Source organism: Maribacter sp. Asnod2-G09 (assembly GCF_045063795.1).
Taxonomy (GTDB): domain Bacteria; phylum Bacteroidota; class Bacteroidia; order Flavobacteriales; family Flavobacteriaceae; genus Maribacter.
The window spans coordinates 1,031,927-1,053,467 of the sequence record NZ_JBEFOA010000004.1 but is presented as its reverse complement, the minus strand read 5'-3'; the positions used below and the strand labels follow the sequence as shown (position 1 = coordinate 1,053,467).

Genomic DNA, 21,541 nt, shown 5'->3' with positions numbered 1-21,541 from the left:
TTTTTTTTAAAATCCAATATTAAGTCCAACTCTAAAAGTTCTGGCTCTTGGATAAGAGTCTGAGTCTAAGCCAGGTGTTAGTTGGTTGTTACCAACACTAACTTCTGGGTCATAACCAGTATAATTGGTCCATACATATAAATTGTCAGCGGCAGCATAAAGTCTAAATGATTTTACACCTAAGCTTTGTGTAACCTTATTTGGTAATTTATACCCAATTGTAATGTTACTTAATCTCAAGAAAGAACCATCTTCTACATAATCTGAGTATGCATTACCGCTTACCCCGGCATCACCAAAACCATTTATAATAGGCACATTGGTATCAGTGTTTACTGGTGTCCATCTATCTCTTATAGCACCATATTTATTAAAGAACGGAATGTTTTGACTAGTTCCTCTTACAAGGTTTTTATTGTAAACATCATTACCATATGACCATGATGTTAGTATAGAAAGATCTAAGTTTTTATACGTAAAATTATTAGTGAATCCTCCAAAATGCTTTGGTACCGTACGTCCTATAATTGTTCTGTCATCTGAGTTTATTATACCATCGGCACTATCTGGTATACCATCACCATCAGTATCTACGGTTATTTGATCTTTAAGCTTAGGTAAACCCGGTCTATATGTTGCAGTATCGGTTCTACCAGAAGATACTACTACACCATCTTTTAGTTGGTAATTGAGTGCATAAAGAGGTAACCCGGTATCAGATGCATCTTGCGCCATTTTTTGAGCAGCTTCAGCGTCTGTTAATCCGTCAAAATCAACGAAATCTGAATATTGGTATAAACCATCATTTTGGATACCGTAAATAGAACCAACTGGCTCTCCGACACGAGTAACATAATCAATTGGAATTTGATTGTCACCAATTGCTCTTGTAAAGAATTCAGTAGCTCCACCTAAATCGGTAACCTCATTATCGTTGAAACTAATATTGAAGCTAGAATTCCATGAGAAATTTTCGGTATCTATATTCACTGTATTTACAGCGAATTCTAATCCTTCGTTTACTAAACTTCCAACATTTGTAAATACGGTTTCAAAACCTGTAGTACCTGGTATAGGCTTGTCCAATAATAAGTTTGTTGTTTCTTTTTTATAGTATTCGGCATCTATAGAGATTCTGTTCTTAAATAGACCTAAAGATACACCAGCATCAAGCTGGGAGGTAGTTTCCCAGGTTAAACCATCGACAACTAAATTGCCTATTGCAACACCAATGGCTAATTGATTACCATTGAAAATGGCTGAAGATGTAGCTGTTTGCGGTAATGATCTATAAGATCCTATAGCTGTATTACCAGTTTCACCATAACTCGCTTTAAATTTTAAGTTGCTTATTGTTTGGTTATCCTTTAAGAAATTTTCGTTAGATACTTTCCATGCTACACCAGCAGAAGGAAAGAAACCCCATTTGTAACCTTCGGCAAATCTAGATGAGCCATCATAACGTGCACTTAGGTTTAAAACATAGCGATCGTCAAAATCATATTGTACACGACCTAAAACAGATCTTAAAGAGTTTTTATTAAAAGTTGATAATGTAGCAAGGGTTTCTTGTGCTGTACCCAAGTTATTTAAGTTTACGCCAGGTAAATCAAAACCGGTAGATCTAGCATTGGTAAATTCAAAAGAAGACTCTTGTTGTTCGTATACTGCAGTCGCATTTAACCTGTGCTTACCGTACGTTTTGTTGAATGATAAGTTTTGTTCTGTTGTAAGACCAACGTTATTGCTGTTATTGGTAAAAGCTCTACCACCTACAGATTGACCGTATCCAAATTTCTCAGAGAAATAGGCTTGGCCTTTACTAGATCCAAAATTACCTCTAAGTGAAGTTGTAAATTTTAATCCATCAGCTAACTGATATTCTAGATACACATTACCAAAAGAATTGAAACGTAATGAACGGTTGGTGTTTCCTTCTAATATTCTATTTGGGTTAACAACATCGCCCGAACGTAATGATACAATTCTACCATCTTCATCATATTCTGCATCATCATATCGTGTTATACCTTGTACTGGGCTAAAAAGAACAGCACTAGTAACAATACCAGATTGCCCGTTAGCATTTGAACTCGCTGAGGTTACAATACCTTTAGATTGTGTGAAACCCATGTTTAGATTTACACCTGCCTTTAATTTTTTAGAGATATTCTGATTCAATCTTAAACTAGCATTATATCTTTCAAAATCTGTGGTCTTAATAATACCTTCACTATTTAAGTATGAAAAAGATGCTGCGTAAGAGTTGGTGTCAGATCCACCGGTCATAGAAAGGTTATAGTTACTTGTTATGGCAGTTCTAGCAATTTCGTCTTGCCAATCGGTAAGAATAACTCTAGGGTCATTTAAACTAATGTTGTTACCGAATTCATCTCTAAAAGCTGAAATTTGAGGTTGAGTGGTGTTATTAGGATCCCATGGAAAATACTCGTTCCACCAATCAACAAATTCTTGCCCCTTTAATAAATCTATTTTTCTTGCTAACGTACCAACAGATGTATACGTTTCAAAGTTTAAGGTAGATCTTCCTTTTTTTCCGCCTTTAGTTGTTATTATAATAACACCATTAGCTCCTCTAGAACCATAAATTGCCGTGGCAGAAGCATCTTTTAATACCTCTATAGATTCTATGGTACTTGGATCAATTGAAGATAAAGGACTCGTAGTAGAGTTACCTAAACCTACACCTGTACTTTGGTTATCACCCTGTAAAGCAAAGCCATCGATAACATATAATGGATCACTACTGGCGTTGATCGATGTTCCACCACGTACACGTACTTTAAAACCTGCATCTGGACCACCTTCTGAGGCAACGATCTGCACACCTGCAGCTTTACCGGCAATACCACCTTCAAAAGAAATAGGCTTTACCCTGTTTAACTCTTCGGCCTTAATTGATACGATTGATCCAGTTAAATCTTTTCGTCTTGCAGAACCATACCCTATAACAACTACTTCGTCAAGAGCAGAAACGTCTTCAGCTAAGTTTGTGTTGATAGTTGTTTTTCCATTAACAGCGATTTCTTTTTTAGTATAACCTATATAGGTAAATACCAAAACATCATCACTATTAACATTAATGGTATACAGCCCGTCAAAATCAGTCACAGTACCGTTTGTAGTACCTTTTACGACTACACTTACACCTGGTAAAGGACCATCATCTGAAGTTACCGTTCCTCGAATGCTGCTCGTTTGAGCGTTCATGGTACCCATACCCAATAGCGCTAGAATTGCTATCAGTAGGGTTCCTGATTTCCGTTTAAAAAAGATTTTCATTTTCATAAGTTGTGAATGTAATTAAGTTTAGTTCAGCAAATATTTGATTATTCATCTTATTGCGGGATTACAAATGATTTTTAAAGGGTAACAAATGTGTTTGTCTAAAAAAAATGTTAAAGTGGTTACTATTTTTCATTTTTAGGGCTTTTTAATTCCATTTTCACAATTATCATGCTTGATTATTGTGAAATTTGTTTTTTGATAGCAACTGCAGTATTAAATAATTTAGCGTGTAATTCATTATTGGTAGTGGTATAAACAATCTCAAATGCAAGGAGCATTTTTATGTAAATAGGTTACGTGTAAGTTTATTTGTGAAATTGTTATGCTACATCTATTTGGTAATCGATATATGTAAAAAGCTACCTTTAATAAGTATACTCTTGGGTAATAGAATGAAGAAAACATCACTTTTAAAATAGAGAATTATGTCTTTATAAAGTGTTTATTTTATTGCATATAGCTCATATGTTTTGTTCATAAAATCATTTGTTATTTCATAGTTCTAAAAAATAGGTAACTTTTGTAAAGCGTATAATACGTATCATGTATTGCAAATTTTGACCTTAAAAACTCTCTTAAAAATGTTCAAAAAACTCTTTTTTATTTTTCTGATAGGTGTATTTTTTTCTGCTTGTGAAGAAGCTCCTAAAGAAACTGTTGAGGCTAAAAAACCAAACATCATTTATATAATGGCCGATGATCATACGACTCAGGCCTTTGGTATTTATGGTAGTAGATTGGCGACCTTAAACCCGACACCGGCTTTAGATCAGTTAGCGAATGAGGGAATGGTCTTTGATAATTGTTTTGTTACAAATGCGATTTGTACGCCAAGTAGAGCTACAATAATAACAGGTCAATATAGCCAAGCAAATGGTGTGTTAGATCTAGAAGGTCATATACCACCAGATAGGCAATATTTGCCTCAAGAAATGGGCAAGTTAGGTTATGAGTCTGCTATTGTGGGTAAATGGCACTTAGAAGAAGAACCTGCATCATTTGATTATTATGCGGTTTTACCTGGGCAAGGTAAATACCATGATCCCGAGTTTATTGTACAAGGTGAGGAAGAATGGCCTAAAAATAGAATTGAAACTACGGGGCACTCCAGTGATAATATCACCGATTTAACTATTGAATGGTTAAAGGATAAAAGAAATAAAGACAAGCCATTTTTCTTAATGCACCACTATAAAGCGCCGCATGATGATTTTGAGTATGCGCCTAGATATAAAGATTATTTAGAAGATGCATATATACCAGAGCCGGCCAGCTTGTATGTAAATGGTAATAATGGTTCTGTTGCAACTAGAGGAAATAATGATTCGTTGTTAACTGTTATAGGCTCGTCTGTTTCTAAACGAAATACCATTAGAAGTATTGGTATGCGATTATGGAGCGATGAGTTCACGAAAATCTCTAATCCTGAGTTTAATGCTTCTTTTCAAAAGAAACTAAACTTAAGTGATAGAGAATATACGCATGCCACTTATCAAGAATATTTAAAAAGATACTTACGTTGTGTGAAAGGTGTAGATGATAATGTGGCGCGATTAATCAGATTTTTAAAAGAAGAGGGGCTTTATGATAATACTATAATTGTGTATACGGGTGATCAAGGGTTTATGCTAGGGGAACATGATTATATTGATAAAAGATGGATGTATGAAGAATCTATGCGTATGCCATTCTTTGTACGTTATCCTGAAAAAATAAAAGCAGGTACTAGAACTGATGCCATTATCAATAATGCCGATTTTGCACCTACTTTAATTGATATGGCTGGTGGTACAGCACCTGAACAAATGCAGGGAAATAGTTTTAAAACTATTCTAGAAACGGGAAAAGAGCCAGAGGGCTGGCAACAATCTACCTACTATAGATATTGGATGCATATGGCGCATGCGCATGCTAACCCAGCGCATTTTGGTATTCGTACAAAACAATATAAACTTATCTTTTTCTATGGTAAGTATTGGGTAAATACAAAAGGTCCGAAGGCAACGTGGAATAAAAAAAGTTGGGGTAATAGGTTTGAGATGGATACACCTGTTGCGTGGGAGTTTTATGATTTAGGTAAGGATCCTGAAGAAATGAACAATGCATATGATAACCCTGTTTACAAAGATGTAATTGCAGATTTAAAAAATCAACTTTTACAAAAGCGAAAGAGTTTAAATGAAGAGGATGGCGATAAGTATCCACATATTCAGAAGGTAATAGATGAACACTGGAATGATTAAACGGTACTTCTTTTAAACTAATTATAATTCAATTTTGTATGAAAGCCATTTTTAGAACAGTAGTGTTTTTATGTATTATCGTATCAACTAATGGCTTTGCCCAATTAAAAAAGCAGAACTATAGCACAAAAGCTATCGCTGTGCAAAAATGGGAAGTTCTTGATATTAACTTTCAAGCTAACTCAAAAGATTCATCTCCTTTTACGGCTGAATTTTCGGCCATTTTTACTCATGAAAATGGTAAGCAACAGAAGGTGCCTGGTTTTTTTAATGGAAAAAATGAATGGATTCTTAGGTTCTCAAGTGCTGCAGAAGGTAATTATACATATGTAACTTCTTCAGAAATAAAGGCATTAAATAATAAAAAGGGTAAGGTAACGGTAACAACGGCCCAAACCAATAATCACGGTGGTATTGTAGTTAACGATGATGATCCTCAACATTTTTATTATGAAGATGGTACACCATATTTTTTATTGGCATTTGAGTGCGATTGGTTGTATGCCTTAGATTACCATAATAAAAAAGGCTTGCCAAAAACCGAACATTTATTAAACCTTATTTCAGAAAATGGCTTCAACCAGATTGTAATGAACGTCTTTTCTTATGATGTTAGTTGGCAAAAGGATGAAAAGCTCAAACAACATCCTGAGCATGAATTTGGTGGACCAGATGATATTTTTCCTTTTTTAGGTAACAACGAGAATCCAGATTATTCTGCTTTGAACCCTATTTTTTTTCAAAGATTAGATCGTACTATAAGTATGATGCATGACAAGCGTATTGCCTCTCACCTAATGATTTATGTATGGAATAAATTGGTCGCTTGGCCAGATATGAATAGTGATGCGGATGATATGTATTTCGATTATGTGGTAAAACGGTATCAGGCTTTCCCGAATATGGTGTGGGACATTTCTAAAGAGGCGCTTTATTATGGTAGGGCAGATGAAGATTATATTCATGGAAGAATTGAAAGAATACGCGAAAATGACCAGTTTAATCGGTTGGTTTCTGTTCACGATTTTAAATACTGCTCAAATTTTCCTGAAAAAGTAGATTTTATTTCCACTCAAAATTGGTCGCATAATATCTATGACAAAATGCTTGATGCCAAGACTAAATTTAAAGATAAACCGATTTTTAATATTGAACATGGAGGTTATGAAGAGTCCCCATATACTGTTTTTACTGGAGATTATGTAAATGCAGAAACTTGTTTGCGTAGAAACTATATGTGTTTATTCGCTGGTGTTTATACTACGTATTACTGGCAAGGGGCTTCATGGAATGTTATCATCTATAATCCTTTTGAGCAACCAGATGAATTTGTGAAACCAAAGTTTGAATATTTTGAGCATATGCAAAAGTTGTTTGCAGAATTTGACTTTACCAAGTTAAAACCAACTCCTTGGCAAAATGGCAGCGCATACAATTTAACTGATGAAAATGAAACTGTTCTATTGTATATGCACAAAGAAAATTATGGTATTGATGCAGCTTTTCTTAAAAAAGAAAGTGCTAAAAGATCATTACAATGGTTCAATACATTGACAGGGCAGTTTAGTCAAAATATCGGATTTCCAAAAACAGGGAAATTAATCTCTCCATGGCAAGGAAAAGCCGATGCAGTTTTAATTTCAAGACTTAAATAACTCTAAAAAGGAACATATTAATCATTTGGTCTACTATAAAAGACATACGTTTTAATGCTTTCGTAGGTATAATTCGAATTTAGCCACAGGGAAATTAAGAAAACTAATAAGAGATATTTACCATGAATTTAAAAAGATATAAGTTATTCGCTTTTATGGTCTGTACAGCAACATTTTTTTCTTGTGCTGATAAAAAAGAAAAGAAAGAAACTGTAGTGCAAGCGAAACCAGTTTACGAAGCAAATTGGGAATCTATAAAAGCTAACTATAAAGATCCGGCATGGTTTAATAAACAGAAATTCGGAATTTTTATTCACTGGGGTGCTTATAGTGTACCAGCATATAGTTCAGAGTGGTATCCTAGAAATATGTACATGGATTCAGCAACTTTTTCGGCTCAATTAGATCTTGGAAAAAAAGGACCATCAGATGTGTATTTACATCATAAAGAAAAATGGGGCGACCATAAAGAATTCGGTTATAAAGATTTCATACCAATGTTTAAAGGAGAAAATTTCGATGCCAACCAATGGATCGATATTTTTAAGAAAGCTGGGGCTAAGTATGTAATACCCGTTGCAGAACATCATGATGGTTTTGCAATGTACAAGTCTAACGTAACCCGATGGAATTCTTTAGACATGGGACCTAAGAAAGATATTTTAGGAGAATTGTTTAAAGCAGGTAGAGAAAAAGGTATGATTATGGGGGCTTCTTCACATTTCGCCTTTAACTGGTCGTTCTATAACAAGAAAGATAAATTCGATACTACAGATCCTGAAAATGCAGACTTATATTCTACAAAAGGTAAAGACTTAAATGAACCGGTTTCTGAAGAGTTTAAAGAATTGTGGTGGGCAAGAACTAAAGATATTATCGATAATTATCAACCAAATATCTTATGGTTCGATTTTTATCTAGACATTCCTGACTTTGCAGATCAAAGACCAAAGTTAGCGGCATACTACTATAATAAAGGTATTGAATGGAATAAAGAAGTAGTGTTACAGGATAAGAACTTCTCTCATGAAGCTTTTCCTGAAGGTACGGTTGTTTACGATTTAGAAAGAGGTAAGCTACCTGGTATTCGCAAATTACCATGGCAAACAGATACTTCAATCGGTAAAAATTCTTGGAGTCATGTTACGAATTGGGAGTCTAAAACAGCCAATGAAATTGTAGATGACTTAGTAGATATTGTAAGTAAAAATGGGAATCTATTGTTAAATGTAGGTCCTAAATCTGACGGTACCATCCCAGAAGATCAGCAGGCTATATTATTCCAAATCGGAGATTGGCTAAATATTAATGGCGATGCTATTTATGATACTACATACTGGAAAACTTTTGGTGAAGGTCCGACAGAGGTAAAAAAAGGACATCATTCTGAGGGTAATAATGAAGGTTTATCATCAAAAGACATCAGGTTTACCATAAAAGATAATAAGCTTTTTGCTATTGTTCTTGATTGGCCAAAAGACGGTATGGTAAATATAGAGTCTTTAGCTAAAGATTCAGAATATGTAAAAGATATAGAAATAGCCAGTGCGAAAGTATTGGGTAGTACAGACATAATTAAGTGGAGTCAAGAGACAGACGGTTTATTGGTTACAATGCCAAAAGAAAAACCAGGTGAATTCGCGTATGTTATTCAATTCGATTTACGATAGTTTGTTAGTTTAATTTTATTGTGTGCCAAGACTTTTGTTGTTAGAAGTCTTGGCTTTTTTTTTGCAATTTTGCAATATTGAGATATAAGTAAATACCTATTCTTTCATTTTCCTTTTTTTCGGTTAAGTAAAATGATATAGTTAGTGAAATGTTCTAATGCACTATTGTTCAAGTAGTGAAAGTAGGCATCATTATTAATCGAAAGTTCCTACAGCAAAAATTGCCCTGTTCTTTAAAAAACGCCGATTTTTCGCACCTTTAATCATCCGTTCTAGTTTCAGAATCATACGTTATTAGCTATAGTGTGCTATTAAATTATTTTTGAGTGTATTACTATTCTAGTAATCCCATTATAAAATAATTGAATGAAAAATTTTGCTACTGCTTGCCTTTTTGTAATAACAGCAATTTTATCGGCTCAAGAAAAGCCAAATATTATTGTGGTTTTAGCTGATGATATAGGTGTAGGCGATGTTTCTTATTATAGAAAAATGCACTCTGAAAATATCGTCGTAGAAACACGTGCTTTAGATCAACTTGCTAAAGAAGGTATGGTTTTTACAGATGCACATTCACCTGCAGCCCTTTGTGCTCCTTCAAGATATGCAATTATGACAGGTAATAATTGTTACCGTAGTTATGCGCCTTGGGGTGTTTGGGGCGCGTATCAACCTTCACCTATCGAACCAGATCAATTGACCTTAGGTAAACTAATGAAAAATGCAGGCTACCAAACGGCATTTTTAGGTAAATGGGGTTTTGGAATGGACTTTTACAAAAAAGGAGATTCCACACAAATACATGAAGGGCCGCGTAAACATGTAGAACTTGATGTTGACATTCGACAAATAGCAGGTAAAGGTCCGATACAAAACGGATTTGATTATAGTCTAACTTTCCCTGCCGGAATTCAGAATGTGCCGTATGCAGTTTATGAAGATGAAAAGTGGATGCCTTTAAGTGAGAATTCTGAAATAGGTTACATTTCTCAAGAGAATATGACCAAGCTTGATGTCAAGCTTGATAAAGACGAAGGTTTAGGCGACACCGCTTGGGATCCTCATAATATGGGACCCCTTCTAATACATAAAGCAATAGATTATATAGAGAATACCAATGAAGCTCAACCCTTTTTTATGTATTACTGTTCTCTTGCCGTGCATTTGCCACATACACCTACTAAAGAACTTAACGAAATTAAAGTAGCTGAAACGACACCATCGCACCATCTAGATCTTGTAAAAGAATTAGATATACAAATGGCGATGCTAATAGAAACTCTTAAAAAGAAAGGTATATACGAGAATACATTAATCATTTTCACTTCTGATAATGGTGGTCTGCAAAGAAAGGAAACCATGGCCTCTGGTCATCAATCGAATGATATTTATCGTGGTGGTAAAAACCAACCTTATGAAGGTGGTCAAAGAGTACCATTTATTGCATCTTGGGCTGGTAAAATTAAACCAGGATCTATTTCTAATACACCAGTTTTAGGTCTTGATGTTTTAGGTACGCTTGCTGCAATTACGAACCAAGAAATTAAAGAAAACCAAGCCAACGATTCGGCTAATTTATTACCTACGCTTTTAGGTCAAACTTCTAGTGAAGTACATCCATACTTAATAAATCAGTCAGGTACTAGTCGAGAAGCTATGATTGTTAAAGACGGTTATAAATTGATAATTGCTTTTGATAAAAAAGATAAAACCGACAATACAAGAAAGCCGTTGGCATTATTCAATTTAAAAGATAATAGCGAAGAGAATGAAAAATTCAATTTGGTAAATAAACCTAAATACAAAGAAAAGGTAGAAGAACTTTTTAATGCTTACAATACGCTGCGTTCTAGTGGTGATGCAACTAAAATATAACTATTTGATACAAATTGGGTTGGAGATTTTTTGATTGAATTAGCAGTTTAAATAGCTTACCAACCAATATTTAACTTTATAAAATGAAAAAAGGAAAATTAACGTTAGGCTTGTTTCTTGGGTTCGCTCTTGGTTATGGTCAGCAAAGTAATACTACAGAAAATAATAAGAGCTTTCGGTTCGAAGAGAACTGGAAATCCTTAGAAAAAGTGAATGCTATTCCCAACTGGTTTCAAGATGCGAAATTTGGTATTTATGCACATTGGGGTCCTGTTTCTTCAGCTTTTGAAGGTTCTGATCCTGATAAATTCTACGCAGGTTGGCACGGCATGAAAATGTATGAAGATGGTAAAAGAGTACCAACTAAAAACGGCAAGCCTACGGCTAATTTTGAACATCATTCTAAAAAATATGGAAACCCTAAAAAGTATGGATATAAACATATTATAGAACAATTTGATCCATCAGCATTTGACGCAAAAGAATGGGCCGATTTATTCGCTAAATCAGGTGCTAAATTTGCAGGGCCTGTGGCTATGCACCATGACAATTTTGCCATGTGGGATAGTAAAACTACAAGATGGAATTCTATGAATTATGGGGGAATAGATCCTTCGGCAGACTTAAAGAAAGAAATTGAAGCTAAAGGCTTAAAATTCATGGCTTCTTTTCACCATGCATTTACATGGAAATATTTTGCTCCAGCCCATAAGTACGGTGGTGTGAACGCTGAAGATTATGACTTGTATACCAACCCACACTCTTTAGAATCTGATACTCCAGATGAACAATTTTATAAAGATTGGTGGGCAAAAATGAAGGAGTATATAGATGTATATCAGCCAGATTTAATTTGGTTTGATTGGTGGCTAGAAAATATGACCGAAGAGTCTAGACTTGAGTTTTTAGCTTATTATTATAACAAAGGAATAGAATGGGACAAAGAGGTTGTGGTATCTTACAAAGAAACTACTTTTCCTGAAACAGTTGCCGTTAAAGATTATGAACGTGGTAGACCAAATCAACCAAAGTCTCCTTCGTGGTTAACAGATACTTCTCCTGGTGCTTGGTTTTATAGGCCAAACGCGAAATTTAAAACACCTAATGAGTTGGTAGATATTCTAGTGGACATTGTTTCAAAAAATGGATTAATGCTGTTGAATGTACCTCCTAATCCTGATGGTTCTATTCCTCAAGAAATGCAAGGCCTATTAACTGATATGGGAGCATGGTTGGCTATTAATGGCGATGCTATCTACGGTACCAGACCTTGGACGATATTCGGAGAAGGACCTACCCGTTTACCGGAAGGCGGACATAAGGTGGAGAAATTCAAAATAGAATATAAGAATACGGATATCAGATTTACTAAAAAATCGGATAAGGAATTTTACATTATTGTAATGGACACTCCTGACAATGAAATTGTGGTGAAATCAATATCTACTGATATTGGAGTTTTAAATTCTAAAATAGAACATATTTCTCTTTTAGGAAGTGATGAGGAAATAAAGTGGGCAAGAGATGAACGTGGTTTGGTTATAAAAGCTCCATCAAAATTACCTTCTGATTATGCTCACGCTTTTAAAGTGTTGCTAGAAGGCTATAAAGAAAATAATATTGGAGGTAACATTGATGCTCATGTAGATTAAATGAAACTAAAAACTGAATCATGAAAAAAAACTCCATTTTAGGACTAGTTCTTATCGGTATACTAGGAGCAATGAATATTAGCCAAGCTCAAGAAAATTCGGCTATAGCACCAGGCCCCTTTAAAGCAACCGATGCTTCCTTAAAAACATATCAGTTTCCAGATTGGTTTCGAGATGCAAAATTTGGCATATGGTCACACTGGGGGCCTCAAGCGGTGCCAAGGCAAGGAGATTGGTATGCGAAGAAAATGTACCAAGAAGGTAGTGATGTTTATAAATATCACCTAGAGCACTACGGGCACCCATCAGAATTTGGGTTCAAAGATATTATTCCTTTATGGAAAGCAGAAAGGTTTAATCCAGAGGCTTTAATGGCGTTATATAAGAAAGCAGGGGCCAAGTACTTTGTGAGTATGGGGACACACCATGATAATTTTTTCTTGTGGGATTCTAAAATTCACGATTGGAATTCTGTAAAAATGGGACCTAAGAAAGATATTGTTGGCCTTTGGCAAGAAGCAGCAAAAAAGGAAGGTTTAAAATTTGGTATTTCCGAGCATTTAGGGGCGAGCTATACTTGGTTTCAGCCTAGTCACGGAGCAGATAAAAATGGAGTGTATAAAGGAGTTTCTTATGATGGCGCAAATCCTGATTATCAAGAGCTATACCACCAAAAAACAGCTGAAGGAGATACGGAATGGATGACAACGAATAAAGAGATGCAGAAAGAGTGGTTAGCGAGTATTAATGAAGTAGTTAATATGTACAAGCCAGATTTACTGTATTCAGATAGTAAGATGCCATTTGGTGATACTGGTCGCGCAATGATTGCTAATTTTTACAATACAAACTTAGCTGCTAATAATGGTACATTAGAAGCAATTTATAACTGCAAAGAGCCTTCAGGTGGCAAGTGGGTGCAAGATATGGAACGTGGGGTAATGGATGAAATTAACCCACACCCATGGCAAACAGATACTTCTATAGGCGATTGGTATTACAGAACCGGTCAAGAATATAAAACAGCTACCTATACCATTCAGATGCTTTGTGATATTGTAAGTAAAAATGGAAACTTATTAATCAATATTGTTCAAACCCCTGAAGGTGATGTAGAACCAGATTTATTAAATACCTTAGAAGAAATTGGGGATTGGATTGCCATTAATGGTGAAGGTATTTACGGCACACGCCCGTGGAAAGTTTTTGGAGAACAACCAGCAAAAGCAATAACCGTAAAAACAGCGAAGTTTAACGAAAAGAACATTACTTATGGTGAAGATGATATCCGTTTTACCAAAAAGGGAGATCATTTAATGTATGCATTTTACTTAGAACAGCCCACGAAAGATATTACTATAAAATCGCTAGGAAAATCGGCTAAGCTGAATACACAAAAGATACGTTCTATTACCCTGCTAGGAAGTGATGAAGTCTTAGAATGGAAGGTAAAGAAAGAAGCATTGATTATTAAGAAACCAAAAAAGCTACCTGACTTCCATGTAATCGGACTGAGAATTGAATTTGAGTAGTCATTTTTTTTCTAGATAATAATTAGCAAAGGCTTTCAATTTGAAAGCCTTTGCTCGTTAAAATCACTATACGTGCGCTGTAATTGGCGAACTATCTGGTCTTACGTAATAGATACGTATGTGTTTTTGGCTGACTTTTATCTTGAATATGATTTCTTATGGTCGTCAATAGCTTCCAAAGTGCTGTCTCGTTTGGCTTTTCTTTAAAATAGCTGTTACACATTTTTACTAAATAGGAATGCCAGCTTTTTCCATCTTGTTTCTCTAGCTCTTGATTTAGATATATTCTCTTGCCCTCAGCGGTATCAGAACCGGTATATTCTTTTAAGTTCTTGTATTCGATAAATGCAATGGTTCTTTTCTTTTTTTAAGATCTCTTGGCTAACTTCGCATCACCTTTTGTAACTTCATTTATTAATTTATATTGATGGGTTTGTATTTAATAAAAATCCCAAAAGTCATATTTTTCACCTTTAATATTTTCTTTTTTATCACCTAATTCCATTGCCTTAACTTTCATTTCGTTACGCATTAGAGTAAGCAGAGCTCTGTGTTCAGGAAAGAAAGATAAGTTTTGTGTTTCCCATGGGTCTGTTTTAATATGAAATAACTGTGTAACTTTTGAGCCTGCTTCTGTCTCGCCATCCTTTTTAGAAAAATCTTTAGCACGAACATACTCTATCAGTTTGTAATCACCTTTTCTGTAGGCTCTTTGAAATTGTCGGTAAGCATGGTAGGTGTAATCTCTAATAGCTGTAACTTCATTATTTATAATAGGTAATAGACTTTTGCCTGAAACAGTATTTGGTGCTTTTACATTGGTGAAATCGCAAATAGTAGGGTATATATCATGAATATAACTGAAAGCATCATACCGAGTTCCTTTGTTATGTATTAGATTTCCCGAGAATATCAACGGCACATGAACACCATCTTCATCATAAATATTCTGCTTTCCCATCAACCCATGGTTGCCGACTGCCAAGCCACTGTCTCCAGATAAAACTATAAGAGTATTTTCATACTGTCCACTTTCTTTTAATGCCGTAATAACTTTGCCTATTTGTGCATCTAAATGGGTAATGATGGCGTAATAATCTGCTATCTGTTTTTTGGCGACCAGTGGAGTTCTTGGCCAAGGAGCCAATTGTTCATCCCGTAAAAACATATGGCCGTTATCAAACGGATGTTGTACCATATAAGAGGGTGGTAATTGAATGTTATCAATATCATAAAGGTCTTTAAAAGCTTGTGGTGCTTGGCGCGGATCATGTGGGGCATGAAAAGCCAAATACATTAGGAATGGTTTTTTGCTTTTATAGGATTTAAAATATGAAGCGGCTTCATTAGCAAAAACCTCAGAAGTATGTGGGCCATTTTTTTCTGTTCCTGTAGGTCCTCTTTGAGCATCATTGGGAATTGGTGCTTTGACTATTTTTCCTTGCTCATCATACACTAATAAATAAGCATCTTCTTTTTTAAATTCACCGGCTTTATCCCAATCGTAGAAAGGCATTCTAAAATGATCTACGAGGTAAACTCCCTTGCCCATTATCTTATCACCAGAGGTAAAACTTCGCTTTAAAGAAGCACCGTCTTGATGCCATTTTCCAATAATATGGGTATTGTATCCTACATTTTTGAAAGTTTCGCCAATGGTCGTATTTTTTTCTGGAATGGTATGACCGGCCCCTTGTAATTGAAAAACGTTGGTTCCTGTTAAAAGCATAGCTCTACTAGCTACGCAGGTAGCTCCTGTAAAAGCACCCATTAAGTACGTCTTAGTGAATACCACTCCGTTTTTAGCTAAAGCATCCATATTTGGAGTTTGAACATCCATGCCTCCTAGCGCATGGATTCCTGAATATCTGTGGTCATCGGTATAAATGACTAAGACATTTGGTTTGGTTCTTTTTTTTTGACCATAAGAGATTGTATTTGATAGTACTATAAATAGTGTGATAATATTTCTAATTGTGTAAAAGAACTTCGTCATTTAATAATTTTTTTGTTACTCTAATTCAAATTTAAAGACCGTAGCCAGATCATTCATTTTGGTATCTGGTATTGTTAAATAAAAACTCTCTGAAGTAAGTTCCCATTCTACTTTAATGTCAGAACCTAGTAAGCGTACGTTCTTGATTGGGGAAGGAGGGATGTTTCTATGATACCCGCCAATGGCACGCATTTGAATTTTCTTTCCTGCCTCTGGCTTTCCTAGAAAGAAAGCATACATTTTTTTTTTGTCTTTAGAAATGGTAAAGCGAACATCGTCTGCTGTGTATTTTATTTTTGAGGATTGCCCACCGTGAGAACCATCTACTGCTTTGGCGGGACCGTAGCCGAAAATACTATGTGTTCTAGTACCGTAAACAGCTTCACTATGAATTTTAAGCCAATCGCCAATTTCTGTTAGAATGTCTCTTTGTTCTTGATTGATAACGCCGTCTGCCCTTGGCGAAACATTGAGTAAAACGATACCGTTTTTGCTCCAAACATCAATCATGTTCCTAAGTACTATATCAGGGGTTTTGTATGGATGATCTTTCACGTACATCCATCTACTTTCACCAAGAGTAATATCGGTTAACCATGGCATAGGGTGTATATCTCTTCTTCCACCTTGCTCAAAATCTAAGATGCTATAGTCTAAGGGTAAATCATCTTGTTTGTGTGCCGTAACTACTTCTTTGTTATGTTTTAGCCCATTATTAAAATGATGCGCAGCCATTTCCATTCTCTTGTCTTCAGGTATTAAATTTAGCCAAGAGTCGTACCATAGAATATCTGGATTGTACTTGTCGACCACTTCATTTACTTGATCTAACCAATACTGATTGAATTCTTTTATGGTCTTAAAACTTCCGAATAATTTGCGCAATTTTGGGTCTGTAGTGGCGGTCGGTAGATCAGGGTGATATACATAATGACTATCATAAGCTGTTTTCCAAGCCTCAGGCTTATGAGTATTTCGTTGCCCATTTCTTGCATGATGAAACGTGGCAATGGTTTTTATGTTTCTTTTCTCTAAAGAGGTAAAGAGTTCACCGAGTATATCTCTTCTCGGGCCCATATCTGCTACATTCCATGGGTTTACGTCACTATCCCACATGGCAAAGCCATCATGATGTTGTGCTACGGGGCCAGCGAATTTAGCGCCTGCCATTTCAAACAAGTCTGCCCAATCTTCGGGATCAAATTGTTCTGCTTTAAACATGGGTATGAAATCTTCATATCCAAAATCATAAATACTACCATAAGTTTCTTCATGATGTTTTCGAATATGCCCATTGTCTTTATACATGTTATGCGGGTACCATGCACTACCATATGCTGGTACACTGTAAGGACCCCAATGAAAGTAGATTCCTAATTTAGCGTCTTGAAACCATTCTGGTGCGGCATCATGTTTTTTTAAAGATTCAAATACAGGTTCATAAGTAGTCTCCTTGTTAGTTTTACAACCTAGAAGGAGGATGGGAATTGAAATCAATAAAAACTTAGTTGCGTTCATTCTGGTCTTTTTAAAATTCAAAAGTCAATGCTATTTGTATGGGTTCGTCTGAATTGCCAAAATAATTTTCTGGATTTCCCTGTGGTCCCATAGTATCTGGTTTTTGAAATTTGGAACCAATACCAGGTATGTTTTTTACAAAAGAAATGTCACCCTCAGGATATTCAATACTTACTCTTTTATTAGGATCTTCTGATGGGTTTTCGGGAGTTAGCATACGTAGAAATGTGTATTCAGAGTTGCAATAGACGGTAAAGCCATTATCATTTTTCCCTTTAACTTTTACCCAATATAAGCTGGAGAAAAACCCTTTAAATTCAGGATAAACATATTCGGTTTCTCCAGTAATGGTATTGTTGTAATCATTCTCCCAAACCTTAAATTGGGTACCTTTCATTCTATTTCTCCAAACTCGATACGGGCCATCGCCCAACCATTTCATACCACTTACTTCAGACTCAGGAAAAGAGAATGAAATGCCCTTGTAGCCTTTTATAACTCTTTTGGCTTTAAAATCTACTGCCAAATCAAGTAAACCGTTAGAATGAATAGTCCATTTGAAGTTATCTGACGATAACTCTTTGTGACTCGCCCAGGTAGGTGATTTATCTTTTAACTCAAAAATTGTCGTAATCTCTATGCTGTTTTCTAAGCTTTTAACATCAACCGAAATTATGCTGTCATGCTGTGCTAAAATGATGGGTCCGTTATTAAAAGGAATCACTTTTCCGTTTTTGACGACCTCTTTTAATAGACCTGTCTTTGCTGAGAATGTATAGTGAATGCCATTGGCTTCTACGGCAATACTATTATCTTTTATGGTTTTCTTGAGTTTACTTTTTTCAGAAGGATTTATATAGTCAGAATTCAGTGTTTTGGGTGTTTTTACGGGATAGCTCCAGGTAAATATTTCCATGCCTTGGGCATCTACAGCAGTCAGATAAAGTGCATCGGCCGATTGCCAATTGTCTGGTTTGGTAACCGAAAACGTTCCTTTAGTATTCGGATTTAAGGCAGGTAATTCAATTTCAGATCCAGAAAGTACTTTAAAATTATCGCTTTCATCAGGACCTTTAAACTGAACCCATTTTGCCGTCATCTTACATTCATTCAAATTTGTAAAATGATATCTGTTCTCTACTTTAAAAATTCCATTAAAATCAGGAGTTATAAATCGCTGTTCAATATAAATAGGTGCCCAAACATCTTTAATAGTGAAATAGCTCGCTTCTTTTTCTCCATAAGGACCTACAATACCGTCGGCGGCATGGTTACCATCAGTATCAAGGGTATTATTCTTATCGGTACGAATAATGGCTTCATCTGCAAAATCCCAAAGAATACCTCCTGCAGAAAGTGGCATATTCCACATTTTGTCCCAGTAATCGTCCAAGCCTGCACCATGCCCACCGTCATATAAGCCATGTAAAAATTCAGTAGGAAAAAGTATTTTATCTTGTGAATATGAATCATTTGCTAGCGCATGGTATTGAAAATAATGAAGCGTATTCGTTTTGTTAAAGATGTTCCAAGGATGAATTACCTCGCGTTGCTGAATATCCCAAAGTGCATAATCATTATCTAATTCGGTGTTCCAGCCAGTTTCATTACCATTTGCCCATAATAAAATGGAGGGGTGGTTAACATCTCGAACCACAGTTTCCTTCACTATTTTTTTTCCAACTTTCGTATCTAAATGAGGGGAATGCCAGGTGCAAACTTCATCGATAACAAATAGCCCCAAAGAATCACAAGCATTTAAAAAATGAACATCAGGCGGATAGTGAGACATCCGTACGGCGTTCATATTCATGTCTTTCATCATTTTAATATGCTCAATACTCAATGCTTTTGATGTGGTTCTGCCTGATGAAGGATGAAAAGAATGCCTGTTTACCCCTTTGAATTTAATTTGTTTTCCGTTGACATAAATTCCATCACGTTCCCGAACTTCAACCGTTCTAAAACCAATACGATTGCTGGTGGTATGCAGCACTTTTTTCTTTGCGTCTAACACCTCAATAGTTAATAGATAAAGGTTCGGTTTTTCAGGATTCCAAGTTTTAATGTCATTTGCTGTTGTAGTTACATGCCATTTTCCTTCTTCTTGATTATTTTCGGTTATAGCTAAATCTTGAATTTTGTTATTATCCAAGTCAGATAGAAACATGTTTACAGATTTAATCTTTTTTGATGAAGAGAAAATATCGGTATTTATGCTACCATCTGCTTGTGCGTCTATAGCAATTCGTTCTATATAGTTTTTCGGAGAGATTTTTAAGTACACAGGTCTGAATATTCCGCCAAAAACCCAAAAATCTGCTTTTCGTTCGGCATGATTGATAGATTCATTTGCAGAAACCTTGTTGACCTTTACTTCCAACAAATTAGATTCTCCATAGTTTAATAGGTCTGTTATGTCATATTTAAATTCATAAAAGGCACCTTGATGAATCTCCCCTGCTAACTTTCCATTAATTTTAACTTCGGCGTCTGTCATGACACCTTCAAAAACAATCTCGATCGTTTTATTTTCCCAGTCTTCAGTAGCCAGAAATTCATGTTTATAAAGACCAAATTCTTTATGGCGTGTAGTAAGATTATCTTGCCCATAATTATAGCCTCCAAAACCTTGTTGTTCCCAGCAAGAGGGTACCCCAATGGTGGTCCAGACACCACTATTCATTCCTTCAGAGCAATAGAATTGCCAATCTACAGTAGTATCTTTTCCGGTACCCGATAAGTATTGTATTTCTGATTTGACGCTTGAGATTTGCCCAACGACCATATGCTGTAGGAGAACAAAGAAGCTAGCGACGAGATATTTAAATTTTGTCACTACTCTTTTTCTTTTAATGCTTCATTTTCCAAACGAATACGTTCTAGCTGCTCTTTGTTTAAACCCTGCTTATAATAAAATTCGGGCTTGTGATAAACATGCGCTTTTTTCATGCCTTGATCATCTATATCTAAGCTCAAATCACAATCAAACCGAGTTAAAATAGCATGATTTGTTTCCCAACCAGTTGCATTAGTAAAATGTGATATACCCCAAGTAATACCTCTACCATCTTTGGTGTCAGTAAAAGCATCAGGAATAAAAGGACCTGCTGCATCTGGCATTAATTCTGTAATGGAAGCAATATTGAAATTAATGCCATCTTTTGAATATTGTATAGTATTGTGCTCATTGCCATCTCTAATACTTAGTGCGGCAATACCTGTTTTAAAAGGGAAGAGTGTAGTTTCATGCCCAGACGTTAACACTGGATTCAACGGGTTTTTGGTAAAGGGTCCAAAAGGACTATCGGCAGTCGCTAAACCTTGCATTCTTACCAAGTTTGGTTGCCCATCAAAATCAGATTTATAATACAGGTATATTTTGCCCTTGTAAACCAATGGATATGGATCATGAATAGAGAATTGATCCCAAGCATCTTTTGTTCCGTTTGGAATAACTATTTTGTTCGTAGCCGTCCACGGACCATCGGGAGAATCGGCATAGGACATTAATACAGGGCAATCATCGCCCCTTGTACCACTTGCTTCACTAAAGCCTTGGTAGTACATGTAATACTTGCCTTTCCATTTTAAAATATCTGCTGTTGATACAGAACGGTGTCCTAAATTAGGTTTTGGCGGGCGTGGAATGGCAACACCTTGCTCTTTCCAAGTAAAACCATCTGTACTTGTGGCATACCAGATTTCAGCCAAATCCCAATCTGCAGAAGGAATAGTTTCTGTTGCTAATTTAGCCCCTTTAGGTGGAGTTTCTGTATGGCGGTGCGTGTACCAAACATAATATTTTCCATTTTCAAAAATGACTTTAGAAGGATCTCTTCTACTTATCGTACCGTCATGATTATTATAATCTAAGCCTTTTAGTTCGGTGTATTTAAATTGAGAATAAAGCTCGTTGTCTTTCGGTCTAGGCGCCATATAACCATCATAGTTACGTTGCATAGAGGTGCTTAAGGATATATCTGGTTTTTCGTTTGGTAATTTAAATGGAAACGATTGTGAGGTGGCTTTACAGGATAGTAAAAGGAGTAAAGCGATAATAGGCAAAATGGATGGTTTTATTTTCATGT

General features: G+C 35.7%; 11 protein-coding genes. 6 read left to right on the top strand and 5 right to left on the bottom strand.

The window, feature by feature from the left end:
- Positions 1-6 precede the first annotated feature (6 nt).
- Positions 7-3,303 (bottom strand): SusC/RagA family TonB-linked outer membrane protein, encoded by a 3,297-nt coding sequence (locus ACJJVT_RS11500; protein WP_405398802.1) that lies wholly within the window; start codon positions 3,301-3,303, stop codon positions 7-9.
- Between the two features lie 587 nt (positions 3,304-3,890).
- On the opposite strand from ACJJVT_RS11500, the gene ACJJVT_RS11495 reads away from it, so the two are divergent.
- From ACJJVT_RS11495 to ACJJVT_RS11470, 6 genes are all read left to right on the top strand, one after another.
- Positions 3,891-5,552 carry a sulfatase gene (locus ACJJVT_RS11495; protein ID WP_405398800.1) on the top strand — a complete coding sequence of 554 codons (1,662 nt, stop codon included), beginning with the start codon at positions 3,891-3,893 and terminating at the stop codon, positions 5,550-5,552.
- Positions 5,553-5,590: 38 nt separating this feature from the next.
- Positions 5,591-7,207, top strand: a complete 1,617-nt coding sequence (locus ACJJVT_RS11490; RefSeq protein WP_405398798.1) for a DUF5060 domain-containing protein — start codon at positions 5,591-5,593, stop codon at positions 7,205-7,207.
- A gap of 122 nt (positions 7,208-7,329) precedes the next feature.
- A complete protein-coding gene (locus ACJJVT_RS11485) occupies positions 7,330-8,877 on the top strand; it encodes an alpha-L-fucosidase (protein WP_405398795.1) in 1,548 nt (515 codons plus the stop codon).
- Between the two features lie 366 nt (positions 8,878-9,243).
- Positions 9,244-10,752 carry an arylsulfatase gene (locus tag ACJJVT_RS11480; protein WP_405398793.1) on the top strand — a complete coding sequence of 503 codons (1,509 nt, stop codon included), beginning with the start codon at positions 9,244-9,246 and terminating at the stop codon, positions 10,750-10,752.
- An 83-nt stretch (positions 10,753-10,835) separates the two neighbouring features.
- Positions 10,836-12,404 (top strand): alpha-L-fucosidase, encoded by a 1,569-nt coding sequence (locus ACJJVT_RS11475; RefSeq protein ID WP_405398792.1) that lies wholly within the window; start codon positions 10,836-10,838, stop codon positions 12,402-12,404.
- Positions 12,405-12,424: 20 nt separating this feature from the next.
- Positions 12,425-13,936 (top strand): alpha-L-fucosidase, encoded by a 1,512-nt coding sequence (locus tag ACJJVT_RS11470; RefSeq protein ID WP_405398791.1) that lies wholly within the window; start codon positions 12,425-12,427, stop codon positions 13,934-13,936.
- A gap of 439 nt (positions 13,937-14,375) precedes the next feature.
- Here the strand turns inward: ACJJVT_RS11470 and ACJJVT_RS11465 are convergent, their stop codons facing one another.
- Genes ACJJVT_RS11465 through ACJJVT_RS11450 form a run of 4 tightly spaced genes read right to left on the bottom strand, consistent with a single transcriptional unit; the run spans position 14,376 to position 21,539 of the window.
- A complete protein-coding gene (locus ACJJVT_RS11465; protein WP_405398789.1) occupies positions 14,376-15,932 on the bottom strand; it encodes a sulfatase-like hydrolase/transferase in 1,557 nt (518 codons plus the stop codon).
- Positions 15,933-15,947: 15 nt separating this feature from the next.
- Complete coding sequence (locus ACJJVT_RS11460; protein WP_405398788.1) at positions 15,948-17,450, bottom strand: alpha-L-fucosidase; 1,503 nt, start codon at positions 17,448-17,450, stop codon at positions 15,948-15,950.
- A gap of 10 nt (positions 17,451-17,460) precedes the next feature.
- Positions 17,461-20,289: a glycoside hydrolase family 2 TIM barrel-domain containing protein gene (locus ACJJVT_RS11455; RefSeq protein WP_405398786.1), complete on the bottom strand. Its 2,829-nt coding sequence runs from the start codon at positions 20,287-20,289 to the stop codon at positions 17,461-17,463.
- Complete coding sequence (locus ACJJVT_RS11450) at positions 20,289-21,539, bottom strand: glycoside hydrolase family 117 protein (RefSeq protein WP_405398785.1); 1,251 nt, start codon at positions 21,537-21,539, stop codon at positions 20,289-20,291. Before ACJJVT_RS11450 ends, ACJJVT_RS11455 begins: the two co-directional genes overlap by 1 nt.
- Between the last annotated feature and the right edge of the window lie 2 nt (positions 21,540-21,541).